The organism is Microbispora rosea (assembly GCF_044460045.1).
GTDB lineage: Bacteria > Actinomycetota > Actinomycetes > Streptosporangiales > Streptosporangiaceae > Microbispora > Microbispora rosea.
This window is the reverse complement of record NZ_JBITJO010000012.1, coordinates 212,329-235,973: the sequence shown is the minus strand read 5'-3', so window position 1 is coordinate 235,973 and position 23,645 is coordinate 212,329. Positions and strand designations below refer to the sequence as shown.

Below are 23,645 nucleotides of genomic sequence, written 5' to 3'. Positions count from 1 at the left end.
GCGGTCGCCGCCGGTGAGCCGGTCTCCAGTGTCGTCTCCGACGGCACCGGGGCCCCCGAGGTGGGTCTGAAGGGCCAGGAACTGCTGGTCTCCTCCGCCAACTCCGCCGACGAGATCGGCACCTCGCAGGTCAACGCCGACCTCGCCCTGCGCACCCCCACCGACATCGCCGCCGGCGAATACCACTCCACCATCACCCTGTCGCTGTTCAACCAGTCCTGAACCGCCAGGGGCGGGACAGCACCCCCCCGAAAGTGGGCGTTCGGGACCCGCGTGGGCTCACGCAGGTCCCGGACGCCCACCATCGTCAGATCGGCCTCCACCCTCATCAGACGCGGCCGCCCACGATCAGACAGGAGACACCCGTGTTGCCCAAGAGCCGCCCGCGGGGCGCCCCGGCCCTCCTGGCCGCCCTGACCGCCTTGCTGCAGGCCGCCGGCGTGACCGTCCTGGTCGCCCTGACCACCATGACCGCCCTGGTGGCCGTGGTGGCGGTCGCCGCGCCGGCCGGGGCCGACACCACCTGGTCGGTGGTCCCGGCCGACGCCAACGGCCCCGACGGCCGCAGCGTCATCGACATCGAACTCCCCGCCGGACAACAGGTCACCGAACACATCGCGGTCGTCAACCGCTCCACCCAACCGGTCGACTTCGCCATCGACGCCAACGACGGCTACCTCACCTCCAAGGGCTACTTCGACATGCGCCCCCCCGAGGCCACCCCCGTCGACGGCGGCTCATGGATCAAAGTCCCCGACAAAGTGACCATCGCCGCCGGCGCCACCACCGTCGTCCCCATCACCGTCACCATCCCCCAAAACGCCACCCCCGGCGACCACCCCGCAGGCGTCACCGCCTCCGTCGACGCCATCTCCGGCCAAGTCCGCGTCCACAACCGCGTCGGCGTCCGCCTCAACATCCGCGTCAACGGCACCTTCGCCGCCAAAGTCACCGTGAACGACGTCCACACCGCCTACACCTGGTCGTGGAACCCCTTCACCCCCGGCACCGTCGAAGTCACCTACACCCTCGCCAACACCGGCAACGTCCGCCTCGCCCCCGACAGCCGCATCCTCACCTCCACCTTCGCCGGCGAAAACGGCTGGGACGACACCTCCGAAGCCAAAGCCCGCGAAATCATGCCCGGCGGCAGCCGCACCTTCACCGCACACGTGACCGGCACCTGGCCCCTGGGACCCATCGGCACCACGATCATGGCCATCCCCTCCCCCGCCGGCAAACCCCTGCCCGGCGTCACCGCCGAACGCGTCGCCATCGACACCACCGTCTGGGCCATCCCCTGGCCCCAGCTCACCCTCCTCCTCCTGCTCGTCATCGCCGTCCTCACCCTCCGCCTCACCAGCATCCGACGCCGCCGCCGCATCGAAAAACTGATCATCCTCAACAGCCGCGGCACCCCTCTCGGAACATGAGCCGGCGTCCCCCTTCCAGCCCGACAACCGACATCCGCCCCTCAGGAGGTGGCACCATCAACCGACCCAGGCAACCGATGCCGGTCCAGCGGCCTCCGGTCCGGGGCCGCGTGCTCGCCCTCGCGGTCGCCTTCGCGCTCGGCGCGCTCGTCGCCGGCGGTGCGGTGTTCGGGATGACCCGGCCGAGCTCGATCGAGCAGATGGCCGACCAGATCCGCGCCGAGTCCGCCCTCCGTGACAAGACGCAGATCAAGACCCTGACGGAGCTGGCCCGCACCACGCGGGACCGGCTTGTCCCCGTGCTCGACGGACTGGGCCGGGCCCTGCCCGCCGACGGCACGGCGGGACCGGCCGTGGTGACCGCCGCCGACGTCGAGAACTGGCGGAAGGCGGCCACCGCGGCGGTGGAAGGCTTCGCCGACCCGCCGTCCGGTGAGACCGCCACCAACGTGGCGAGGTCGAGTCTCGCCTCCTCCGTGCGGCAGATCGCCACAGTCGTCGACACCTACGCCGCCGCGCGGGACCTCACCGGACCGGCCCGCACCGCCGCGATGGACCTGACCGTGCGGCAACGCGCCGACGCGCTCTTCACCTGGTCGGTCGGAGCCACCGCCCTCGACGCCGTGAACGTCGACGCGGGCTACGGCCACCAGCACGTCTTCCTGCCGACATCACCCGGCGAGGGGGAACTCACCCCTGACAACGAACCCGAGGGGAATCACGACTCGTGAAAAAGACACTGACCTACGTCCTCACCGCCCTGATGGCCGGGCTCGTGCTGATGCTCGGCGCACCGGCGGCCTCCGCCCACGGTGGAGCGATCAAGCTGGAGGTGACGGGGGACGGCGCCGACAACGTCAACGTGCTGGCGACGTACAAGAAGGACGGCCACCCGGTCACCGAGATCGTCGAGGCGACGCTGTCCGCGACCTCGGCCGACGGCCGTTCCTTCGGGCCGGTGCCGCTCAGGTCGGCGCCCGAGGGCCAGAACCTCTACCACGCCGCCGAGCCGCTGCCGAACGGCGACTGGAAGGTCACCGTGACCGCGACCGAGCCCGCCAAGGCGGCCACGACGGTGAAGGTGAAGGCGGGAGAGATCTCCGTCTCGCCCGTGGCGGCGACCGGTCCCGCATCGGCGTCCGCGCAGAGCAAGGCGGCCGCGGCGGCGGACGACGAGGGCGCTATGGGCATGCCCCTCAAGATCGGCATCATCGCTCTCGTGGCGCTCCTCGCCGTCGCGGCCTTCATCGGCCTCGCCCGGCGCAACCGGGCGAGCGTCGGTCGCTGAAAGAGAGCACAGGTGATCGGGGGACTGAACCCCGGCACTGCCTGGAGCGGCGATCACCACGATGGGCCGGGATGAGGATCCCGGCCCATCGTGGTGTTGTCCCGTGACGGATCAGGGGCTCGTGCAGGTGAGGGCGGGGGTGGCCGCCGTGCCGTTGGCGGTGAAGCCGAAGGTGGTGGAGGCCCCGGCCGCGACGGAGCCATTGTAGGCGGCGTTGCGGACGGTCACGCTGGAGCCGGACACGCTCTGCGTGCCGTTCCACAGACTGCTGATGGTCTGTCCGCCCGGCCAGGTCCACTTCACCGTCCAGCCGTTGACCGCCGAGCCGCCCGCGCGGACCGTGACCTCCGACTGGAAGCCGCCCGGCCAGCTGTTGACCGTCGTCAGGGTCGCCGTGCACGCGCCCGTGACCGGTGGCGTGGGGCTGGGGCTGGGGCTGGTCGGTGGAGTCGGGCTCGGGCTCGTCGGCGGGGTCGGGCTCGGCGAGGTGTCGGGAACGCTGTTGAGGGCGTTCAGCGCCGCGGTGTAGGCGGGCTTGGGCTGGTAGCCGGAGTCCCACATCATGGGGGCGCCATAACCGGGGAACGTCCCGGGGATCCAGGTATGGCCGTCGTCCACGCCCCACTGTGAGACGCCGACGCAGCGGGCGACCGCCAGGCAGGCGTTCACGACCTTGCCGTAGTCCGTGCCCTGCTGCTGCAGTTCGGAGGAGTCGGCCGGCATCGGGATGCGGTCGTCGAGTTCGGTGATGGCGACGTCCAGGCCCAGGTTGGCGAAGCGCTGCATGTTCGCCTGCAGGGACGAGGGAATCTGGCCGACGATGAAGTGGCTCTCGAAACCGATGCCGTGCAGCGGGACACCCCGGGACAGCAGCGACTGGGCCAGCGAGTAGAGCGCGTTGCTCTTGGCGTTGGTGCCCTCGATGTTGTAGTCGTTGATGTACAGCTTGGCGTCCGGGTCGGCGGCGTGCGCGGCCCGCAACGCGTTCGCGATGTAGTCGGCGCCCATCGCCTTGTAGAACACGTCCTGGCGCAGCGTGCCGTCCTCGTTGTACGGCTCGTTGATCACGTCCCAGGCGTAGACCTTCCCCTTGTAGTGGGTGGCCTCGGTGGTGATGTGGTTCTCCATCACGCCCTGGACCTGGTTCAGCGGCAGGCTGCTGACCCAGGATGGCAGCTGGGCGTGCCAGACCAGATTGTGGCCGCGTACCCGCATGCCGTGGGACTGGGCGAAGGAGACGATCTGGTCACCCGACCCGAAGTTGAACGAGCCTCTGGACGGCTCCGTGGCGTCCCACTTCATCTCGTTGCCGGGGGTCACCATGTCGAACTGGGCCGCGGCGAGGTTGACCTCGGCGCTGATGCCGAGGTCGCCGCGCGTCAGCGCGGTGCCGAAGTAGCGCCCCTTGGCCTCGGCCGACGCCTTCAGCGTCGACGCCGCCTGCGCGGGCATCGCGAGGCCGGCCGAGACGGCGGTGGCCACGGCCAGAACGGCGGCCAGTCCGCGGGCGCGGCCTCGTGACCGGTCGATCGGATGGTTGGGCGGTTCCATCTCAGCCCTCCAGTGGTGACTCGGATGCTGTGTGTGAACATGACACGCGGGCGTGGGAACAGGACCGAGGGCCTGCGGCGCTCCCGTGACCAGCTCGGCTCCGGACCTGTCCGGGGAACGGCCGTCGATTGTTAGCGCTAACAACCGACTTCTCGACGTTCCCTCAGCCCGATGGCGGTGAGTGGAGCAAATACGGCTCGAACCGGTTCGTCAAGAACGCGACCGTGCTCCCCCTCGGATGCTCCGCCTCTTGCGTGCCGTTTCACCACCGCGTACTCGCCCCGGCCCGCTTCGTACGCGCGCATCCGTCACTGAAACGTTCACCACATACGGAGCCGGTACGCAGCCCTCATGGGGAAGACGTGGAGGTGCCGGCGTCCGGTAGCGGGAAACGGCGCAGCTGGAGTTTCTGGATTTTTCCCGAGCCCGTCTTCGGCAGGTCGTCAATTATGTCGAAATAGACGGGCAACTTGTATTTGGCCAGGCGGGGGCGGAGAAACTCGCGCAACTCGTCGGCGGTGACACTCGTGCCGGGGCGGAGAACCACGAACGCGCGGCCGACCTCACCCCAGGTGGCATCGGGTACGCCCAGCACCGCGACCTCGGCGACGGCCGGATGCTCGAAGATCGCGGCCTCGACCTCGGCCGGATAGACGTTCTCCCCACCCGAGATGTACATGTCCTTGACCCGGTCGACGACGTACAGATGGCCGTCCTCGTCCAGAACGGCGACGTCTCCGGAGCGGAACCAGCCGCCGTCGGAGAAGGCGGCGGCGGTCGCCTCGGGATTGCGCCAGTAGCCGGGGGTCACGTTCGGCCCCTGGATGAGCACCTCGCCCGGCTGCCCCGGCGCGGCGTCCGTGCCGTCGGGCCGCACGACCCGCACGTCGGCGAAGAACACCGGCACTCCCGCCGAGCCCACCTTGCGCACGCTCTGGCTGGCCTCGAGGAAGGTGGCGCCGGGAGCCGTCTCGGTGAGTCCGTATCCCTGGCAGAACACCAGGCCGCGTTCCTGGTAGGTGCGGATCAGCGCGGCGGGGATCGACGCGCCTCCGGACATCAGGGTGCGCAGCGAGGACAGGTCCGCGCCCGCCCACCTGGGTGACCGGGCGAACGCGGCGAACATCGTGGTGACCCCGAACATCCAGGTGACCCGGTGCTTCTCCATGAGGTCGTAGCACTCGTCCACGTCCCACGACGGCGTGATCACCGAGCATCCGCCTTTGAGGAAGGTCGGCAGCAGGGTCTGGTTCAGGGCGGCGACGTGGAAGAGCGGCGCGCTGATCAGCGTCACCTCGTCGCTGGCGACGTCGACGCCCAGCAGGAGGTTGAAGCAGTTCCACACGAGGTTGCCGTGGGTGAGCATCGCGCCCTTGGGCCGCCCGGTCGTACCCGAGGTGTAGAGGATGAGCGCCGTGTCGTCCAGCCGCACAGGCGTGTCGATCGGGGTGGGGTCGCCCTCCGCGAGCCAGGTCTCGTATGCCCGCTCCCCCGGCCCCGGAGCGCCGAGAGCGACGACCTGCCGGAGGGAGGCCGCGGTGTCCGGCGGCAGGGCCCGGACCACCTCGGCGCACTCGGGCGCGTAGACCAGGACCGTCGCACCCGAGTGGTCCAGCATGTAGCCGATCTCGGGCGCGGCCAGACGGAAGTTCAGCGGTACGAAGATCGCCCCGAGCAGGTGCGAGGCGAACATCGTCTCGGCGAAGGCGACGTGATTGCGGCCGAGGAAGGCGACCCGGTCACCGGCCCCCACCCCCGCCGCACGCAACCGCGACGCCAGCCGTGCCGTCCGTTCGTGAACCTCGGCGTAGGTGAAGGGCCGGTCCTCGAAGACGAACGCGACCCGGTCCGGTGTCATCTGGGCCCGGCGGGCGGGCCACCCTCCCAGTCCGGCGTTGCGCATCGGTGTTCGACCTCCTGTGAGCTGGGGGATCAGGGAAGGCGCCAGGACCGAGCGGGCGCGGCGGCTCGGGACCGGCGGACGAGGCCGACCTGGGAGTCGACGGCGGCGGCGCCGGAGACGGCGCCCGTCACGGATCAGGCGTAGTGCCGGTAGATCACCCGGGCGACGCAGGCCGGCTTGTTCGCGCCCTCGATCTCGACGGTGAAGTCGAGCAGCATCTGGACGCCGTCGCCGGGGACGTCCTCGACGGAGACCACGACGGCGGCGAGGCGGATCCTGCCGCCGACCTTGACCGGGCTGGGGAAGCGGACCTTCTCCAGCCCGTAGTTGACGCTCATCTTCACGCCCTGGATGTCGAGCAGTTCGTTGAACAGCGGGATGACCAGGGACAGGGTGAGGTAGCCGTGGGCGATCGGGCCGCCGAACGGCCCGTCCGCGGCCCGGACGGGATCGACATGGATCCACTGGTGGTCGTCGGTGGCGTCGGCGAAGGTGTTCACCCGCTCCTGGGTGATCTCCAGCCAGCCGCTGTGGCCGAGATCCTTGCCGGCCAGCGCCTTGATCTCGTCGAGCCCGTGCGCGGTGGTGGTCATGCGTCTGTCGTCCTCTCCTGCGTGCCGAGCCCGAGCAGGCGTACGGCGTTGTCCTTCAAGATCTTCGGGCGGACCTCGGGCTTGATCTCGAGCTTGTCGAAGTCGGCCAGCCAGCGGTCCGGGGTGATCACCGGATAGTCGGAGCCGAAGAGCACCTTGTCCTTGAGCAGCGTGTTGGCGTAGCGCACGAGCTGCGGCGGGAAGTACTTCGGCGACCATCCCGACAGGTCGATGTAGACGTACGGCTTGTGCGTGGCGACGGCCAGCGCCTCGTCCTGCCACGGGAACGACGGGTGGGCCAGGATGATCCGCAGCTCGGGGAAGTCGACGGCGACGTCGTCCACCAGCATGGGATTGCCGTACTTGAGCCGGATGCCGCCCCCGCCGGGAACGCCCGCGCCGATGCCGGTCTGCCCGGTGTGGAACAACGCCGGGACGCCCAGCTCCTCGATCGCCTCGTACAGGGGGTACGCCACGGGGTCGTTGGGCGCGATGCCCTGGATGCTCGGGTGGAACTTGAACCCGCGCACGCCGTGCTCCTGGACCAGCCGCCGCGCCTCGCGCGCGCCCGCCCGGCCCTTCCAGGGATCGACGCTCGCGAACGGGATCAGCACGTCGGCGTGCTCCGCACAGCTCTCCGCGACCTCTTCGTTCGAGATGCGCGGGTGCCCGGTGGCGTGCTCGGCGTCCACGGTGAACACCACCGCGGCCATCTTCCGCTCCCGGTAGTACGCGGCGATCTCCGTGATGGTCGGCTGCCGGTGCCCGTGGGCCTTGAAGTAGTCCGCCGAGGCGCCGAACAGCTCGGGGCTCAGCGAGCCGTGCCCGTCCTTGGAGATCTCCGCGTGCGTGTGCACGTCGATCGCGACCAGGTCGGCGACGTTCATGACCGTCATGTCAGACTCCCTGTGCGTCCTCGGCGGGGACCTTGGGCGCGGGGATGCCGTACGTCTCCGGCTCGGCGCCGACTCCCGACTGCCAGGAGGCGGCGATGGTCTCGGCCGTCCATCCTCCGTCGGCGAACGCGACGGCCTTCTCCGCGGGGTGCGACCACAGCGCGAGGCGGTCGCCGCCGATGCCGATCGCCTGGCCGGTCACGCCGGCGGAGGCGTCCGAGGCGAGGAACACGACGAGCCCCGCCACGTCCTCGACCGTGCCCAGCCCCTCGTCCTTGCGCAGCCACTCGGGGAACGGCTTCCCGGTCCGCTCGGACTCCTCGATGACCGGGGCGAAGACGGGGATCGTCTTGGTCATCTCCGTCGCCGCCACCGGCACGACCGCGTTCACCGTGACGTTCGCCCTGGCCAGCTCCATCGCCCAGGTCCTGGCCATCGCCACGATGCCCGCCTTGGCCGCCGCGTAGTTGGTCTGCCCGAAGTTCCCGCGCTGGCCCGCAGGCGAGGAGATCAGGATCAGCCGGCCACCGGTCCCCTGCTCGCGCATCCGGATCGCCGCGGCCCGCGCGCAGGTGAACGTGCCGCGCAGATGCACGCCGATGACCGCGTCGAAGTCGTCGTCCGTCATCTTCCACAGGACCCGGTCGCGCAGGATTCCCGCGTTGGTCACCATCACGTCGATCCGGCCGAACTCCTTCACGGCCGTGTCGACCAGCCGGTCGGCCACCTCGGCGGACCCGACCGGGGCGACGACGCTCCGCGCGGCGCCGCCGCCGGCGGTGATGGCCTCGACGACCTGCGCGGCCGCGTCGGCGTCCACGTCGTTGACGACCACCGCCGCCCCGGCCGCGGCGAGCGCTTCCGCGTAGGCGCGGCCGAGCCCGCGGCCCGCACCTGTGACAACGGCGACCTTGCCGGAAAGATCCATGGGTTCCCCCTGAGTTGTACGGCGAATGGCGCGAATATATGACACTATTGTGACGACCGTCAAAGATGTGCACAACATATGTGCGACACCGGTCCCCATGGCGCAGCGGAGCCGGGTGACGACCGAGGTCAGGCCAGGACGACGTTCTCCAGCCACTGACCGACGCGTTTGACCACCTCGTCGTCGAAGGTGCGGGCGTCGACGTTGTCGGCGTGGATCTCGATCACCGGGAACCCGGCCGCCTCCAGTGCCCTGGCCGTGAAGTAACTGCCGCGAGGGTCGTCGGAGACCAGATGGACCACACCGTCGATGCCGTGCAGGCGGGCCTCCTTCACGTACCACTCGCTCGACCACGGCGGGGTGTAGAGCTGGTCGGTGAAGGCGGCGAAGCGCGCCGCGAGCGCCCTCATCGGGTCGTCGCCGTAGCGGATGTACCCGTCGGCGGCGATGGCCAGATACATCGACCAGACGAACACCGCGCCGTACTCGTCCTGGAAGCGCTGGTAGAAGCCCATGTCGTACCAGAGGCCGCGGCCGATCCACATCAGCCGGGCCCGCTCGTCCGGGCACGCGGCCTGGCCCGTGTCGACCCGTTCGCGCACCTCCTCGTAGAAGCGCTTCGCGATGTCCCTGGCCCACTCGGTGCCGCGGTGCCACTGCGGGAGCATGACGCTGGGGATGCTGTCGACGACGCCGAGCGGCGCGGGCCGGGTGCGGGCGATGAGGTCGCGGGTCTTCCTGTTCCACTCCTCCTGCTCGTTGACCAAAGCCATCACCTCCCGGAAGCGGGACTCGCTGAAGCGCCTTCCGGTGGTGGTCTCCAGGAACCTGACGAGGTTCTCCAGCTCCGCGGTGAGCAGGTCCAGCCTGGCCGGGCCGACGGCCTGCTCCCAGCGGTGCGGCATCAGCTCCCACCAGTTGGCGGGGACCTCGTTCTCGGCGGCGCTTTCCAGCGGATAGAAGGTGACCCCGGGCTCGTGGCCCCAGATGTCGAAGACCTTGCGCGTCACGTCGCCGGAGGCGTCGCCGACGACGATGTCCGGCTTCGGCAGGCCGCCCCACGGGCCGGCCTCCGGTTCCGGGTCGAAGGCGGAGCCGAGGGTGACCGCGTTGTACTGCTCGGAGTAGTCGGGGTAGCCGCGCTCCCGCACCAGCTCCAGGTAGTGACCCGAGCGCTGCTTGGCCGCCACCAGGGACGCCCACCATTGGCTGACCGCGTACGGGATGTCCATCGTGCGGAAGATCTCGTGCGGGACGTCCGCGTTCAGCAGGGCGAACGGCTCGCCGGCCGCCACCCGCCGTCGCAGGTCGGCGAACCATTCGCGCTGGTGCCTGCCCGCCTCGGCCGCGGTCGCGAGGGATTTCACACTGCGCATGGATGTTCCTTCCGCAGGGCGGTCAGGTCGGCACGCCCGTACTCCTGGCGCTCCAGCAGCACGGCGGGGATGTCGAGCGCCGCGCGCTGCGCCGGGAAGTCCCAGGCCGGGGCCTCGTCGCCGATCCTGGAATAGGCGACGAAGAGCTCGGCCCGGCAGTGCCGCACGGCCCGCGCCGCGTGCGCGGCGCGCTCGCCCACCGTGGCCCGGTGCGCCGTCGGGCCGCTGTGGTGGTAATGCTCGGCCAGCGCGTCGAGACCGCCCGCGCCGACCGGTCTGTCCGGGTGCGGGCCGCCGAAGGAGTGGTCCTCGCCGACGACCACGTAGCCCTCGGACTCGACGGCCTCGTACACGTGCGGCGTGTCGTGGTCGCCGCCGCTCAGGAAGACGCGCCGCCCGGCGTGTTCTCCGAGCTGTCCCGCTTCGGCCAGCAGCCGCTCCAGCAACGCGATGTGCTCGTCCACGGGCAGGCCCGGGTCGGCCACCGCGAGGAACTGCCGGCCCGTCAGGCGGGCGGGCACGGCCCGGCGGAGCTCGGCGACGGCGGCCAGCAGCCGGCGGCGCTCGTCGTGCGCCGCCACCGCCCCGGCCAGGTCGAGAGGGCGGCCGGTCCAGGCCTCCAGCCTGGCCGCGAACTCGCCGATCCTGCGCCGGTTGTACCGGGCGGTCGTGCGGTGCGGCAGGTGCAGGATGTCCACGAGATACGCCTCGGGCAGCTTCGTGCCCGGCTCCACGCGGCGCAGCTCCCGCAGCGCGTAGAACAGCCGCAGGGACGCCTCGCAGTCGTGCGAGACCACGATGTGGTCCAGGTCGCCGAAGGCCCCGTCGAGCAGCCGGGTGAGCACCGAGCGGGCCATCGGGTCCACCCCGCGGCCCAGGTAGCGGTCCCCGAGCGCGGAGCCGGACTCCGGGTCGCCCGTGAGGCGGAACGCACGGACCCCTGCGGCCGTCAGCAGTTCGACCGGCATGTCCGCCCCGACGTACCCGACGACCGGCGTCCCGTCGCCGGCCGGGCCCTTCGGGGAGGGCGGAGGCGCGCCGCGCCGGGCGTACGCCTCCTCCAGCGCGGCGAGCGCCGTGGGCATGTCAGATCACCCCCTCTCCGGCCAGGGCCTTGAGCTCGTCGTCGGAGTAGCCGAGCAGGCCGCCGTAGATCTCGGCGTTGTGCTCGCCGAGGCCGGGCGCCGGCCGGTCGAGCCCGGCCTCCGAGGCGGAGAAGCGGATCGGCACGCCGGTCCCGTACAGGTCCCCCTGGGGGCCCTGGCCCGGACGGTGGCGCGGATGCTCCAGCGGCACGACCTCCTCGCGCTCCAGCACGAGCGGGTCGCGCACGGCGTCGCCGGGCTCGCGCACCTCGGCGGCGGGGACGCCGTGCCCGGTGAGCGCGTCGAGGATCGCGTCGAGCGGGCGGTCCGCCGCCCACGAGGCCACCAGCGCGTGCAGCTCGCCGGCGTTGGCCACGCGCGCGTCACGGGTGGCGAAGCGCGGGTCCGCGGCCAGATCGTCGCGTCCCATCGCCGCGAACAGGCCGCGGGCGAACGCGTCGGTGGGACCGCACAGCGCGAACCAGCCGTCCGCGGCGGGGAACGTTCCGAACGGCGCCAGCCTGGGCACCGTCGTCCCCGTGCGCATGGGCAGGCCCAGCTTCTCGTACGCGTCGAACGGCTCACACGCCACCAGCGAGGTCAGCGCTCCCAGCATCGACACGTCCACGTGCTGGCCCTGGCCGGTCGCGTCGGCCCGCAGGACCGCGGCGAGCGTGCCGATCACCGCGTACAGCGGCGCGACCAGGTCGCCCACCGGCAGCCCGAAGCGGACCGGCGGCTCGCCGGGCGCGCCCGCGGTCATCATCACGCCGCTGAGCGCCTGGATGATGGTGTCCATCGCCTTGCCGGAGCCCGGACCGCCCTGCGCGCCGAAGCCGCTGATCGACGTGCACACGATGCGCGGGTTGATCGCGCCGGCCCAGTCGTGGCCGATGCCGAGCCGCGCCATGACGCCGGCGCTGTAGTTGTCGATCATGATGTCCGACACCCGGACCAGTCCGGCCAGGATGTCGCGGGCCTTGGGGTGTTTGAGGTTGAGCGTGACGCTCTGCTTGTTGCGGCCCCGAAGGAGCATCGACACGGACATGTCGTCGTCGCCGTGACGCGCCAGCGTCAACCCGTCCGCGCCGAGATAGGGGGCGTTGTTGCGGGAGCTGTCGCCGCCGGTCAGCGGGTTCTCCACCTTGATCACGCGGGCGCCGAGCCCGGCCAGCAGCAGGGTCGCGTACGGACCGGACAGCGCGGTGGTCAGATCGATCACCGTGCGGCCGGCGAGCGGACGGTCAGCCACGCAGCACCACCTCGTCTCCCTCCCAGTGGAACTCCGTCGTCAGGCCCGCCTGTCGTGTGATGCCCTCGATGTACGACACGACCCGCCGCCCCTCCTCGTCGTCGCCGAGCGGCACCGGACGGCCCGCGCCGTCGATCCAGCAGGGCACGAGGCCCGCCGAGACCAGGCCGGCCGAACCGCTGCCGTCCCGGTCGAACCGGCAGACCGCGATCGCGGTGTTCCGGCTCTCGGGATGGAAGGGGTAGTACGGCATGTCCGGGTCGGGCGCGAAGCCGTACAGCTCGACTCTGCGGCGCGCCCACTCGGCCCGTTCGCCGGCGTCGCCCGTGGCGGGCGTCAACGCGTGGGTGACGGTCACGAAGTTGCCCAGGCCGTGGTAGACCGGCCTGCCGCGGTACATCTCGACGCCGCGCATGATGTGGGCGTGGTGGGCGAACACGGCGTGCGCGCCGGCGTCGATCGCGGCGTGCGCCACGGGCCGCTCGTACATCGCCAGCACGGCGGGCGTGTGCCCGACTCCCTTGTGCAGCGACACCGTCACGACGTCGGCCTCGGCGGCCAGGGCCGCCACGTCCTCGGCCATCCGCTCCAGAGTGGCGGGGTCGGCGAAGGTGTAGACGGCGGGCGGCCCGCCGGGGCTGGCGTGGTCGAGTTCGTAGTGGGTCAGCACCTTGACGTAGGCGCAGCCGGGCTTTCGGCTGGTCGCCCAGGACTCGCGGGGGCCGACGCAGTTGTAGCTGAGCACGCCGATCCGCAGCCCGTCGCGCTCCACGACGGCGGGGCGGCGGGCCTCGTCGAGGGTCAGACCGGCGCCCGTCGTGGTCAGCCCGGCCTCGGTCGCGTATTTGATCGTGTCGGCCACCCCCTGGTCGCCGACGTCGTAGACGTGGTTGCCGGCGAGCGTCACCACGTGGAAGCCGGCCTCGGCGACCGCGGACAGCGCGGCGGGATCGGCGGGCGGGGCGGGGACGTCGGTGCTGACCTGAGCGGTGGACGTGCTGTGGGGAACCTCGATGTGGCCGATCACCACATCGCCCCGGCCCAGCGTCTCCCGGGCCGGGGCGAAGAAGGACGCGGGGTCGGGCTCGTCGACGACGAGGTCGCCGACGGCCATTACCGTGAAGCTCAAGAGGTGGTCTCCTCCTCCAGGAGGCGTTCGTCGGGAATTTGCGCCGCGCGCCCGGAGTAGCGCGACAGGAAGGCCCGCAGGCGGGGCGAGGCGGGGTTGTCGAAGATCTCCTCGGGAGCACCGGTCTCGACCACCCGGCCGTTCTCCATGAAGACGCACCGATCGGCCACCTCGCGGGCGAAGCTCATCTCGTGCGTCACGATGATCATGGTCATGCCGCCGCGGGCCAGGTCGAGCACGACGCTCAGCACCTCGTCCACCAGCTCGGGGTCCAGGGCGCTGGTGGGCTCGTCGAACAGCATGATCCGCGGGTTGGTGGCCAGGGCCCTCGCGATGGCGACGCGCTGCTGCTGGCCCCCTGACAGCATCCGGGGATGGGCGTCCGCCTTGTCGGCGAGCCCCACGCGCTCCAGCAGCCGCAGCGCCTCCTCGCGGGCCTTCTCCGGCCTCCGTCTGTGGACCAGCACCTGCGCCTCGATGACGTTGCGCAGCACGCTCCAGTGCGGGAACAGGTTGAACTGCTGGAAGACCATGCCCATGCGGCCGCGCTGGGCGGCCACCCGCCGATCCGGCAGGGGGCGCAGGTGGCCCCGGTGGAACTCGTAGCCGAGCAGCTCCCCGTCGAGGTGCATGGCCCCGCCGTCGATGCTCTCCAGCTGGTGGACGCAGCGGACCAGGGTGGACTTGCCCGAACCGGACGGGCCGATCACGGTGACGACCTCGCCCTCGTGCACGTCCAGGCTCACCCCGTCGAGCGCCACGTGGTCGCCGAACCGCTTGCGCACGTCGCGGACGCGCAGGACCGGCGTGTCGCTCACCGCTGCCTCGCTCACCGCTGCCCCTTTCCGAAGTGCCGCTCCAGGCGCCGCTGGCCGAAGGACAGGCTGATGACCACCACCAGGTACCAGGCGCAGGCCACGATCAGCAGCGGCACGATCTCGTAGGTCCTGTTGTAGATCACCTGCACCGAGTACAGCAGGTCGGCCATCGCGATCACGCTGACCAGGGAGGTGCCCTTGAGCAGGCTGATGAACTCGCTGCCGGCGGGCGGGACGATCACCCGCATCGCCTGCGGGAGCACGACCTTCACGAAGCTCTGCCGCGCCGTGAACCCCATCGCGCGGGCCGCGTCGCGCTGGCCGCCGTCCACGGCCAGGATGCCGGCCCTGACGATCTCGGCCATGTACGCGGCCTCGTGCAGCGTGAGCCCGATGACGGCCGCGGTCAGCGAGCTGATCACGGAGTTGGTCGGCCACGAGACGAACGTCGGGCCGAACGGGATGCCCAGCGGGATCCGCGGCAGCAGATAACCGAGGTTGAACCAGAAGATCAGCTGGACCAGGGGCGGGATGCTGCGGAAGACCGTGACGTAGACGCCGCAGGCCCAGGCCACCGGCCGGAAGCCGCTCAGCCTGCCCGCCGCGAGAAGCACCCCGAGCACGCTGCCCAGCAGCATCACGATGACGGTGAGCAGCAGCGTCATGCCCAGGCCGCGCAGGACGTTCGGGTCGAACAGGTACGTGCCGGCCACCGGCCACTCGAACCGCGGGTTGGTGACGAGGAACCAGGCGAACTGCGCGACGAGCACGAGCAGCACGACTCCGGCCACCCACCGCAGGGGGCGGACGCGCGGCCGGGCGGCGGCGACGTCCACGGCCTGTGGCGCCCCGGCCTGTGGTGCCGCCGTCTGTGGTGCCACGCTCATTGCGTCGCCGCGGTGTTCATCTTGGGCTCCGGCACCGCCACGCTCTGGAGCCCGTACTTGTCCATGATCTTCTTGTACTCGCCGTTCTTGAAGATCTCCTTGAACGCGTCGAGCATGACCGGGCCGAGGCCGCTGGACTTGGGCACGAGCATCGCCAGCTGGTCGACGCCGGCGCCCTGCTCCTCGGTCTGCGTGACGTAGGTGAAGGCGTCCTTCTCCTTGGAGAGCACGTCGAGGGCGGCGCTCTCGGTCATACCGGCCGCGTCGGCCCGGCCGGACTTCGCGGCGAGGATGGTGCCGTTGGTGTCGGCGAAGCCGATGAACTCCATCGCCGGCTTGCCCTGCTTGGCGCACCACTCGGTCAGGCGCTTGGCCTGATCCTCCACGATGCTGCCGGCGGTGCCGGCGACGCGCTTGCCGCACAGGTCACCCGAGCTCTTGACGGCCGAGGACCCCGCCTTGGGGATCAGGTAGGAGGTCCGGGTGACCATCCACACGAGCGCGTCGAACTGCTTCTCCCGCTCCGCGCTGTCCTTGACCGGGCCGTTGAAGGCGTCGTACCGGGAGGCGAGCATGCCGGACAGCGCCGCGGGCAGGCCGCTGACGATCGAGATCTCGGTGCGGACCCCCAGCACCTTGCCGAGGGCGTCCTGCAACTCCTTGTCGATGCCCGTGACGGTCTTGCCGTCGTTGGCGACGATCCGATAGGGCGGGTGGGAATCCCCGGCAAATCGGATGACGCCCGCTTCTTTGATGCCATCGGGCAGGGCGTCGTACAGAGCCGTCGCACCGGCCGGCCGCTGTGTCTCGCCGTCGCCTCCACCGCAGGCTGCGACGCCGGCGAGGGCCAAGGCCGCCGCACCCGCGAGGATGGTCCTGGGCATTCTCATGGTGGTCCTTCCACGACCAACTAATGATGCAGTTAATTTGGCGGTCGTTGGGATAAGTGTCACACCTAAGGGTGCACACCTGTCAAGAGGCGACTGTGCAGCGGAGACGTACGGGGCGAGCCGGAACGCCGCCCCGTCGCCGATCGATCAGGTGAGCGCGAGGATGGAACTGGTCCGGTGGTGGGCGACCAGCCCGGCCAGCTCGGGCTCGAACTCCGCGACGATCTGCTTGACGCGGAACTCGGCGAGCGGCCCGAGGGTGTCGTAGACCTCCACGAAGAGGTCTCTGGCCGCCGCACGCGGCCAGTCGGCGGGCAGCAGCTCCGCCGGCAGGTCGGGATCGTGGTTGGGGAACGTGCGCCAGGTGTCCATGATCCCCGTACGCGCCACCAGGGCCTCGGACGCGCCGACCACGCCCCTGCGGACGCGCTCCAGAAGAGGAGAGTACTGGGCCACGAACCCCTCGTAGGTGCGCCTGAGCTGGTCGAAGTCCCACGCCTCCCGCGGGGCGCGCATGCCCGCGAGATCCAGGGCCTCGGCCCGGAAGATCGTCGACATGGGGATCTCCAGCTCGGCGAGCACCGCCGCCGCGCCGTCGGCGTTCGCGGTCGGCGACACCCACAGCCCGTCGTAGAGCGGGGCGAAGCCGAGCCAGCGCAGCCTGGCGCGCAGCGCGTGGCGCAGGTCGCGCTGCTCCTCCGAGATGGAGAACGCCGCCATCACCCACGTCCCGTCCCACGCGCCCTGCGCCAGGCCGAAGGACATGATCCGCTGCCGCCCCTCCAGCATCACCGCGGCGGCCCGATCCGTCAGACGATAGTAGGTGCGTCGCCCGTTTTTGGACGACTCGAGCAGATCCCGCTTGGTCAGGCGGCTGAGCGCGGCCCGGGCCGCCACGGCGGAGACGCCGAACTCCTCGGTCAGCCGCACCAGCGCCGCGGACGGCAGTTGCTCGGGCCTGCTGATCCAGTAGTCCCCGAGAAGCGTCGTGATCAGGTGCTGCGGGGGCGCGCCCACCTGGAAACGCGGGAAGTCGAGGTCCGCTGCCTCGGACCTTTCACCATCATTCACAGCAGGAGTATATTGACAACGCTTGAGCGCGCGCTCGTTACCAAGATGTCATGCTTTCGCGGGCTACGGCTACACGATGTGCCGAGGCCACCGCGTCAGCCGGCCAGGTCGCCGCCGGCGAGCAGGTCCAGGCGGTCGCGGTCGGTCGTCTCGTCGAAGCTCGTGTGACGGCGCGTCGCCGGCGACTCCATGACGGACACCTGCGCGAACGTGTGGTGCGCGGCCAGCGCGGCCAGCTCCGGGTCGAACTCGGCGAGGATCTCGCGGAACCGCCGCTCCGCCGGTTCCCCGAGCGAGTCGTAGATCTGCACGCACAGCCGCCTCGCCTCGTCGCGCGGCCACCCGGCGGGCAGCAGCTCGGCGGGGAGGTCGGGGTCGAGCGTGGGGAACGCCCGCCAGTCGGTCATGATCGAGGTTCGCAGCCGCAACGCCTCGGCGGGGCCGGGGCTGGACGTCGCCAGCCGCTCGGCCACCGGCCGGTGGGCGCCGATGAAGCGCAGGTAGCGTCCGCGCAGCGCGGCGACGTCGAAGGCGCGGTCCAGCACCGGGTCCAGGTCGTCGTCGGCGACCTTGCGCGCCCGGAAGACGACCGCCCCGCGCACGCCCAGCCTTCGCACGAGCTCGGCGACGTCGTCCGTCTTGTCGTGCGGGGACACCCACACCGCGTCGAAGAGCATGCCGAAGTGCAGCAGGCGCAGCCCGTCGCGCAGCATCCTCCGGGTGTCCCGCTGGTCCTCGGGCACCGAGAACGTGACAACCGTCCACTGCCCGTCCCAGCGCGGAGTGGCGGCGCCGAACGTCAGCAGCCGGCGGATGTGCGCCACGATCACGTCGGACGCCCGGGGCGGCAGTCCGTACGCGGTGGTGCGGCCGTTGCGGGAGCTGGCCAGCAGCCCTCGTGAGGCGACCCGCCGCAGGGCGGCGCGGGCGCTGGTCGCGGTGATGCCGAACTCCTCCAGCAGCCGGACCAGCGCAGCCGACGGGATGTGCTCCTCGCGCCAGAACCAGTAGTCGCCCAGCAGCGTGGTCAGCAGCCGCTGTGGTTCTGCCCCTTGCCGGGCCCTGGGCAGGGAGCCGGGCTCCGGCGACGCGGTCACCCGGTGTCCCTCCATCGTCAGACTCCTCAGCCGGTGCAGGCTCCCCGGCGGGCCACCCGTACGAACACGGGGCGCTCACCTGGCTCGACCTGCGTGAATCTTATGTCACGCGACTTCGCGTACGTCCGGGTCCTTTCCCGGCGATCCCGGCCGCGGCCAGGAGAACCGGGCCGAGGACCGCGCGAAATGTCTCCTCATTCTTCACCTTTCGGGGACATGGGGGCGCAGGAATCGGCCGGGGGTGTAGGGGATGAACTCCGCGGCGCCCAGGTCCGGGTTCTCGGCGGCCAGGCGTGCGGCGAGCGCGTTGAGCCGGTGGGCGTCGACGTCCGTCCAGCGGCCGGTGGTGACCCGGTTCTCCAGCGTCCGCACCGCGGCGACGAACTCGGCCCCGGTGTAGCGGCAGTGGCCGGGCCGGTCGACGAACGCCTGGCGCAGCATCGCCTGGTTCCCGGCGCGCCGGACCACATCGGAGTAGGCGCGCGCCTGGGTGACGGTGGGGTAGTTGTCGCCGCGCTCGTGCATCGTCAGGACGGGAACGCCGAGCGCGCCGCGCGGGGTGAAGTAGTTCTCCATGTAGGTGACCGCGCCGGGGTCGGCGGACACGCGCGGCGCCGCCGCCAGGGCCGCGAGGTCGGCGTCGAGGTCCAGTCCCGCGCTGTCGTAGAGGGCGCGCACCTGCTGCGCCCGCCCGGACTCCCGCAGTTCCCTGCGATAGTCCACGCCGGTGTTCCAGGACAAGTTCCCGCCCGCCCGCTGCTCCAGCGGATAGCGGGGAGAGAAGACGGTCGCCGTGAACGCCGCGTACTCCTGGGCCTGCTGCGCCGCCCAGTCGCGCGGCGCCGGTTCGGCGGTGCCGGTCACCGACCACGTGGAGACCTGGGCGAAGGAGGCCGCCAGGGCGATGCGGGCCCGGCCGGCCGGCGTCTGCTGGGCGGCGTCCAGGACGGCGCGGGCGGCCGCGACGCTCCGCGCCTCCTCGTCGTCCGAGGCCAGCCGGACGAGCTTCACCGCGTCGTCGCCGGGGGCGAGCAGCGTCTTGAACGCGAACGCCGCGTCGAGCGACTGGTTGAGCATCGCCACCGGCCCGGCCACCGAGGCGCAGTAGGGCAGCGCCCCGTCGACGAGGTCGGGCCGGCGCTCGGCCAGACCGGCCGCGATGGCGCCGCCCATCGACCCGCCCCACGCCAGGGTGGTCGTGGGCTCCCCCCCGACCTGGGTGAATGCGGCGAGCGTGTCGGCGGAGGCCCGCAGGGTCTCCTCGACGGCCCAGCCGCTCCCGTAGGGCCGGGTGCCGGCGAGCGCGTACCCGTGGGCCAGCAGCCAGCTCTGCGCGGCGGCGTTGCCGCCGAGGTCGGCCGGCAGGTGCTGCGGCCCGGCGCCCTGGCCGTAGCCGGGGCTGAACGTCAGCACGGTGCCGTTCCAGTTCCGCGGCACCTCGATCGCGTACGTGGCGCCGCTCGGGTGGACGCCCATGACGCTGACAGGACCGGTCCGGCCGGACGCCGCCGAGGCCTGCGGCAGGCCGGCGACCGGCGGGACGGCGAGTGCGAGGGCCGTGGCCGTCACTGTGGGCGTCACTGTGGCGATTGCTGTGGCGGTGAGCACCGTCACGGCCCGGATCGCCCGATTGATCACTGAACGGGGATTGATGTCCGCCTCCATGAGTGGGAAGCTGCTGCGACACGAGATCCGCAACAGTTGAATGGACGGTCGTCCGATTTCCGCCGCGAGTTAAGTTCGGCAGAAATCTTACGGTCGTCACAGAACTGTTGACAATGCTCTTGGGCCTGCTTACTTTGGCCCGACCACCTGCATGTGAGGAGCCTCGATGTTCCGAAAGTCAGCTCTGGGCGTCGTCGCGGCGGGTGCCGCGATCGCACTCCTGTCCGCCTGCGGTGCCGGTCCCGGTAGCACCCGCGGCGCATCCGCCGACGGCGGCGGGTCCGACGAGCTGGTCTTCGCCGCCATCCCATCGGAGCAGAGCGACAATCTCGAGGCGTCGTTCGCCCCGATCGTCTCGGCGCTGGAGAAGGACCTCGGCGTGCCGGTGCGGTTCCAGGCCGTCACCAGCAACGCCGCCGTCGTGGAGGCGCAGGTCGCCAAACGGGTGGACATCGCCGTCTACGGGGCGTTCAGCTACTACCTCGCGCGGAGCCGCGCCGACGTCGAGCCCGTCGCCGTCCCGCTGGCCGCCCCGGGCGGAGAGCCCGGCGCCTACGCCTACGGGGTGACCCGCGGCGACGACACGTCGATCGCCTCGCTCAAGGATGTCGCCGGCAAGGACGTCTGCTTCACCGACCCCGGCTCCACCACCGGCTACCTGCAGCCCCTCGCCTCGTTGCGGGAAGCCGGCGTCGATGTGGACAAGGACGTCAAGTCGGTGTTCACCCACGGGCACGACACGGCGGTCGCCTCGCTGCTGGCCGGTGACTGCGACATCGCCTTCGTCGGCGACGTGTTCATCGACCAGCTGCTGCCCGCCCGCGGCCAGCTCAAGCCGGGTCAGGTCACCAAGGTGTGGACCTCGCCGCTCATCCCCGGGCCGCCGATCGTGGTCGGCACGTGGCTGCCGCAGGACACCCGCGACAAGATCGTCAAAACGGTGACCGGCCTGACCGCCACCGGCGCCGCCTCCGCCGGGCTGTGCAAGGGCGGCGAGATCAAGGGCCCGAAGAACTGGGGCCAGTACGCCGACGCCCCGGCCTGCACCCTCGGCGCCTCCACCGCCTGGACGTTCGTCACGGCCACCGACGCCACCTATCAGCCGATCGCGCGCATCTGCGAGATCACCAAGGCCGAGGTGTGCACGTCCGGTGGCTGAGGAACCCGCCGTGATCGGCGACCCCGTGCTGCGGCTGTCGGAGGTCGGCAAGGGCTTCCACGGCACCACCGTGCTCGACGGCGTCTCGCTGGACGTCCCGCAGGGGCAGTTCGTCGCCTTGGTCGGCCCCTCCGGCGCCGGGAAGTCCACGCTGCTTCGCCTGGTCAACGGCATGCACCTGCCGGACAGCGGCACCGTGCGCACTCTGGGCGAGAATCCCGCCGCCTGCTCCCGGAGCCGGCTGCGCGCCCTGCGGGCCAGGGTCGGGTTCGTCTTCCAGCAGTTCGGTCTCGTCGGGCGGCTGTCCGCGCTGGAGAACGTGCTGATGGGGTCGCTGGCCACCCTGCGGCTGCCGAGGTACGGGGTGATGAGCTACCCGCGCGCGCTGCGGATCCGCGCCGTGGAGCACCTGAACCGGGTGGGGCTGGCGGACCGGCGCTTCCAGCGCTGCGACACGCTCTCCGGCGGCCAGCAGCAGCGGGTCGCGGTGGCCCGGACCCTGCTGCAGAGCCCCGAGCTGATCCTGGCCGACGAGCCGGTCGCCTCGCTGGACCCGGCGGCGAGCATGGTGGTGCTCGAGATCCTCAAGCGGATCAGCGCCGAGGACGGCATCTCGGTGGTCTGCAGCCTGCATCAGGTCGAGCTCGCGCTCGCCACCGCCGACCGGGTCGTGGCGCTGCGCGGCGGCCGGCTGGTGCTGGACGAGCCGGCCGCCGGCCTCGCCGCGGAGCGGCTGCGGGAGGTCTACGGAACGGCGGGGGGCGGTAGCGAGCAGACGGGGGCCGGTAGCGCGCAGACGGGGGCCGGTAGCGCGCAGGCGGGGGCCGGTGATGCTCGGCGCGATGGCCGGGCGGGGGCCCGCGATGGTTAGCACCACCCCCGCCACGCGCGCCCCGGCCACGGCGGACCCGGGTCCGCTGCGACCGCCGTGGAGCGCCCGCGCCCTCATCGCGGCGGGGCTGCTCGTCGCGGCCGTGGCCGCCACCTGGCTGACGTTCTGGTGGATCGGCCTGTCCCCCGCCTCGCTGGCCGCCGGGCTGGACGACACCGCGCGGCTGCTGCGCCGGATGTGGCCGCCGGACCTGCCCCGCGCCGGCGACGTCGCCTGGATGATCGTCGAGACGCTGCTCATCGCGGTGGCGGGCACCGGTCTGGCGGCGCTGGCCTCGGTGCCGCTGGCATTCGTCGCCGCGCGCACCCACAGCGGCCCCCGCTGGCTGCGGCCGCCCGCCCGGGCGGTCGTCGTGCTGACCCGGGCCGTGCCGACGCTCGCCTTCGCGATCCTGTTCGTGCGGATCTTCGGCCTGGGCCCGCTGGCCGGCGCGCTCGCCGTCGCCGTGCACTCGGTTGGCATGATCGCCAAGCTGCTGACCGACGCCGTCGAGGAGGCCGACCCCGTCCCCGCCGAGGCGGCCCGCGCGTGCGGGGCCGGCGAGGTGCAGGTGGCCGTCTCCACCGTGCTGCCCCGCGTGTTCCCCGCGCTGGCCGGCATCGTGCTGTACCGCCTCGACATCAACATCCGGGCGTCGGCCGTGCTCGGCGTCGTCGGGGCCGGCGGCATCGGCGTGGCGCTGCAGACCGCGCTGGGCAGCCTCAACTACCACCGGGCGGCGGGGATCATCTGCGTGATCGTCGTCCTGGTGCTGCTGCTGGAGCTGCTGTCGGTGGCGGTCCGCCGCACGGTCCTCCGTCCCGGCGTCCGCCGTCCCAGCGTCCGCCGTCCCACGGTTCGCCGCCGCACGGCAAGCCGCACGAGCCGCCGCGACCTGGTCGGTCGCGATGCCGGGGCGGCCGGCCGGACCGCCGGGGACACGACGGGCACGGCCGCGCTGCCCGCCGGGCGCGCCCCGCACGACGTCGGCTGGGACCGCGGCCGGGTGCTTCGGGTGGCCGGCGCGGTCGCGACCGGAGTGGTCTTCCTGGTGTCGCTGTGGTCCCTGGACCCCGACCCGGGCCGGCTGTCCGGCGCCTGGCCCAACCTGCGCGCCGTACTGGCCGGCATGTGGCCGCCCGCGTTCTCCGGCGACCTGCTCATGGCGGTGCTGGAGAGCCTGCTCATGGCCTTGGGCGCCGCCGCGGTGGGCGCCGCGTGCGGGCTGGTGCTGGCCCTGCTCACCGCCGTCAACACCACGCCCTGGCGGCCGCTGTCCGCGGTGGTCCGCGTGCTGCTCGTCGTGGTCCGGGGCATCCCCGACCTCGTATACGCGCTGCTGTTCGTCGCCGCGCTGGGGCTCGGCCCGTACGCCGGTTTCCTGGCGCTGTGGATCTCCTCCACCGCGCTTGCGGCCAAGTTCTTCGCCGACTCCCTGGAGCAGCTCGACCCACTGCCGCACGAGGCGCTGACCTCGGTCGGAGCCCGCCGGTGGCAGGCGTTCGCCGCGGGGATCTGGCCGCAGTTCGTGCCGTCGTTCACCGGCAACGGCCTGTTCGTGGCCGACCTGGCGCTGCGCGAGTCGGTCGTGCTCGGCATCGCCGGCGCGGGCGGCGTCGGCTACCTGATGCAGGAGTCGATCGCCACCCTGCGTTACGACACCACCGCCGCGATCGTCATCGCGATCGCCGTCGTCGTGTACGCCATCGAGACGCTCGCCCGGATCGCACGCAGGCACCTGCTGTGAGCGGAC

Annotated in this window: 22 protein-coding genes; 7 read left to right on the top strand and 15 right to left on the bottom strand. The window is 71.6% G+C overall.

Translation table 11 applies throughout. From position 1 onward, the window contains the following. The 4 genes from ACIBK1_RS35635 to ACIBK1_RS35620 form a co-directional block, all read left to right on the top strand. On the top strand, nt 1–222 hold a 222-nt coding region (locus tag ACIBK1_RS35635), incomplete at its 5' end, for a hypothetical protein (protein ID WP_396740067.1). Nucleotides 223–365: 143 nt separating this feature from the next. Next, complete coding sequence (locus ACIBK1_RS35630) at nt 366–1,433, top strand: WxL protein peptidoglycan domain-containing protein (protein WP_396740066.1); 1,068 nt, start codon at nt 366–368, stop codon at nt 1,431–1,433. 77 nt (nt 1,434–1,510) lie between these two features. Further along, the gene (locus ACIBK1_RS35625) at nt 1,511–2,164 is read left to right on the top strand and encodes a hypothetical protein (protein WP_051762858.1); all 654 of its coding nucleotides are present in this window, start codon (nt 1,511–1,513) and stop codon (nt 2,162–2,164) included. Beyond that, nucleotides 2,161–2,721, top strand: a complete 561-nt coding sequence (locus ACIBK1_RS35620; RefSeq protein ID WP_051762859.1) for a hypothetical protein — start codon at nt 2,161–2,163, stop codon at nt 2,719–2,721. The genes ACIBK1_RS35625 and ACIBK1_RS35620 overlap by 4 nt, the downstream gene beginning before the upstream one ends. Nucleotides 2,722–2,832: 111 nt before the next feature. On the opposite strand, the gene ACIBK1_RS35615 is transcribed toward ACIBK1_RS35620, so the two are convergent. From ACIBK1_RS35615 to ACIBK1_RS35545, 15 genes are all read right to left on the bottom strand, one after another. After that, nucleotides 2,833–4,272, bottom strand: coding sequence for an endo-1,4-beta-xylanase (locus ACIBK1_RS35615; RefSeq protein ID WP_051762860.1), 1,440 nt, complete (start codon nt 4,270–4,272; stop codon nt 2,833–2,835). 349 nt (nt 4,273–4,621) lie between these two features. Next, nucleotides 4,622–6,175, bottom strand: a complete 1,554-nt coding sequence (locus ACIBK1_RS35610; protein ID WP_396740065.1) for a long-chain fatty acid--CoA ligase — start codon at nt 6,173–6,175, stop codon at nt 4,622–4,624. Nucleotides 6,176–6,309: 134 nt separating this feature from the next. Then, the gene (locus ACIBK1_RS35605) at nt 6,310–6,768 is read right to left on the bottom strand and encodes a MaoC family dehydratase (RefSeq protein ID WP_030512388.1); all 459 of its coding nucleotides are present in this window, start codon (nt 6,766–6,768) and stop codon (nt 6,310–6,312) included. After that, a complete protein-coding gene (locus ACIBK1_RS35600) occupies nt 6,765–7,655 on the bottom strand; it encodes an amidohydrolase family protein (protein WP_076443189.1) in 891 nt (296 codons plus the stop codon). Before ACIBK1_RS35600 ends, ACIBK1_RS35605 begins: the two co-directional genes overlap by 4 nt. A gap of 10 nt (nt 7,656–7,665) precedes the next feature. Then, complete coding sequence (locus ACIBK1_RS35595; protein ID WP_030512390.1) at nt 7,666–8,592, bottom strand: SDR family oxidoreductase; 927 nt, start codon at nt 8,590–8,592, stop codon at nt 7,666–7,668. Nucleotides 8,593–8,720: 128 nt separating this feature from the next. After that, a complete protein-coding gene (locus ACIBK1_RS35590) occupies nt 8,721–9,968 on the bottom strand; it encodes a 2-hydroxyacyl-CoA dehydratase family protein (protein ID WP_076443173.1) in 1,248 nt (415 codons plus the stop codon). Further along, nucleotides 9,956–11,053, bottom strand: coding sequence for a 2-hydroxyacyl-CoA dehydratase (locus ACIBK1_RS35585; protein WP_396740064.1), 1,098 nt, complete (start codon nt 11,051–11,053; stop codon nt 9,956–9,958). The genes ACIBK1_RS35590 and ACIBK1_RS35585 overlap by 13 nt, the downstream gene beginning before the upstream one ends. A 1-nt stretch (nt 11,054) precedes the next feature. Beyond that, entirely contained in the window at nt 11,055–12,305 is a 1,251-nt protein-coding gene (locus ACIBK1_RS35580) for a CaiB/BaiF CoA transferase family protein (protein ID WP_396740063.1), read from the bottom strand. Further along, a complete protein-coding gene (locus ACIBK1_RS35575) occupies nt 12,298–13,434 on the bottom strand; it encodes a CapA family protein (RefSeq protein WP_396726756.1) in 1,137 nt (378 codons plus the stop codon). Before ACIBK1_RS35575 ends, ACIBK1_RS35580 begins: the two co-directional genes overlap by 8 nt. Next, nucleotides 13,431–14,267, bottom strand: a complete 837-nt coding sequence (locus tag ACIBK1_RS35570) for an amino acid ABC transporter ATP-binding protein (protein ID WP_030512395.1) — start codon at nt 14,265–14,267, stop codon at nt 13,431–13,433. Before ACIBK1_RS35570 ends, ACIBK1_RS35575 begins: the two co-directional genes overlap by 4 nt. Next, complete coding sequence (locus ACIBK1_RS35565) at nt 14,264–15,139, bottom strand: amino acid ABC transporter permease (protein ID WP_396740062.1); 876 nt, start codon at nt 15,137–15,139, stop codon at nt 14,264–14,266. The genes ACIBK1_RS35570 and ACIBK1_RS35565 overlap by 4 nt, the downstream gene beginning before the upstream one ends. Next, the gene (locus tag ACIBK1_RS35560; protein WP_231514198.1) at nt 15,136–16,029 is read right to left on the bottom strand and encodes a transporter substrate-binding domain-containing protein; all 894 of its coding nucleotides are present in this window, start codon (nt 16,027–16,029) and stop codon (nt 15,136–15,138) included. Before ACIBK1_RS35560 ends, ACIBK1_RS35565 begins: the two co-directional genes overlap by 4 nt. Before the next feature lie 147 nt (nt 16,030–16,176). Then, nucleotides 16,177–17,100, bottom strand: coding sequence for a PaaX family transcriptional regulator (locus tag ACIBK1_RS35555; RefSeq protein WP_231514199.1), 924 nt, complete (start codon nt 17,098–17,100; stop codon nt 16,177–16,179). Nucleotides 17,101–17,195: 95 nt separating this feature from the next. Further along, the gene (locus ACIBK1_RS35550) at nt 17,196–18,212 is read right to left on the bottom strand and encodes a PaaX family transcriptional regulator (protein ID WP_051762861.1); all 1,017 of its coding nucleotides are present in this window, start codon (nt 18,210–18,212) and stop codon (nt 17,196–17,198) included. 186 nt (nt 18,213–18,398) lie between these two features. Next, the gene (locus ACIBK1_RS35545) at nt 18,399–19,862 is read right to left on the bottom strand and encodes an alpha/beta fold hydrolase (protein ID WP_396740061.1); all 1,464 of its coding nucleotides are present in this window, start codon (nt 19,860–19,862) and stop codon (nt 18,399–18,401) included. 166 nt (nt 19,863–20,028) lie between these two features. Between ACIBK1_RS35545 and ACIBK1_RS35540 the strand changes: the two genes are divergently transcribed. From ACIBK1_RS35540 to phnE, 3 genes are read left to right on the top strand one after another with little or no spacing between them, the layout of a single operon-like run. Continuing rightward, nucleotides 20,029–21,021 (top strand): phosphate/phosphite/phosphonate ABC transporter substrate-binding protein, encoded by a 993-nt coding sequence (locus ACIBK1_RS35540; protein WP_051762863.1) that lies wholly within the window; start codon nt 20,029–20,031, stop codon nt 21,019–21,021. Beyond that, nucleotides 21,014–21,892: a phosphonate ABC transporter ATP-binding protein gene (locus ACIBK1_RS35535; RefSeq protein ID WP_396740060.1), complete on the top strand. Its 879-nt coding sequence runs from the start codon at nt 21,014–21,016 to the stop codon at nt 21,890–21,892. Before ACIBK1_RS35540 ends, ACIBK1_RS35535 begins: the two co-directional genes overlap by 8 nt. Further along, complete coding sequence (phnE, locus tag ACIBK1_RS35530) at nt 21,885–23,639, top strand: phosphonate ABC transporter, permease protein PhnE (protein ID WP_396740059.1); 1,755 nt, start codon at nt 21,885–21,887, stop codon at nt 23,637–23,639. Before ACIBK1_RS35535 ends, phnE begins: the two co-directional genes overlap by 8 nt. Nucleotides 23,640–23,645: the final 6 nt, after the last annotated feature.

Excerpts from the sequence above, each read along its gene's own strand:
- ACIBK1_RS35625 (WP_051762858.1), top strand. The coding sequence starts at position 1,511 with ATGCCGGTCCAGCGGCCTCCGGTCCGGGGCCGCGTGCTCGCCCTCGCG.
- ACIBK1_RS35615 (WP_051762860.1), bottom strand. The coding sequence starts at position 4,272 with ATGGAACCGCCCAACCATCCGATCGACCGGTCACGAGGCCGCGCCCGC.
- ACIBK1_RS35610 (WP_396740065.1), bottom strand. The coding sequence starts at position 6,175 with ATGCGCAACGCCGGACTGGGAGGGTGGCCCGCCCGCCGGGCCCAGATG.
- ACIBK1_RS35605 (WP_030512388.1), bottom strand. The coding sequence starts at position 6,768 with ATGACCACCACCGCGCACGGGCTCGACGAGATCAAGGCGCTGGCCGGC.
- ACIBK1_RS35600 (WP_076443189.1), bottom strand. The coding sequence starts at position 7,655 with ATGAACGTCGCCGACCTGGTCGCGATCGACGTGCACACGCACGCGGAG.
- ACIBK1_RS35595 (WP_030512390.1), bottom strand. The coding sequence starts at position 8,592 with ATGGATCTTTCCGGCAAGGTCGCCGTTGTCACAGGTGCGGGCCGCGGG.
- ACIBK1_RS35590 (WP_076443173.1), bottom strand. The coding sequence starts at position 9,968 with ATGCGCAGTGTGAAATCCCTCGCGACCGCGGCCGAGGCGGGCAGGCAC.
- ACIBK1_RS35585 (WP_396740064.1), bottom strand. The coding sequence starts at position 11,053 with ATGCCCACGGCGCTCGCCGCGCTGGAGGAGGCGTACGCCCGGCGCGGC.
- ACIBK1_RS35565 (WP_396740062.1), bottom strand. The coding sequence starts at position 15,139 with ATGAGCGTGGCACCACAGACGGCGGCACCACAGGCCGGGGCGCCACAG.
- ACIBK1_RS35560 (WP_231514198.1), bottom strand. The coding sequence starts at position 16,029 with ATGAGAATGCCCAGGACCATCCTCGCGGGTGCGGCGGCCTTGGCCCTC.
- ACIBK1_RS35550 (WP_051762861.1), bottom strand. The coding sequence starts at position 18,212 with ATGGAGGGACACCGGGTGACCGCGTCGCCGGAGCCCGGCTCCCTGCCC.
- ACIBK1_RS35545 (WP_396740061.1), bottom strand. The coding sequence starts at position 19,862 with ATGGAGGCGGACATCAATCCCCGTTCAGTGATCAATCGGGCGATCCGG.
- ACIBK1_RS35540 (WP_051762863.1), top strand. The coding sequence starts at position 20,029 with ATGTTCCGAAAGTCAGCTCTGGGCGTCGTCGCGGCGGGTGCCGCGATC.
- phnE (WP_396740059.1), top strand. The coding sequence starts at position 21,885 with ATGGTTAGCACCACCCCCGCCACGCGCGCCCCGGCCACGGCGGACCCG.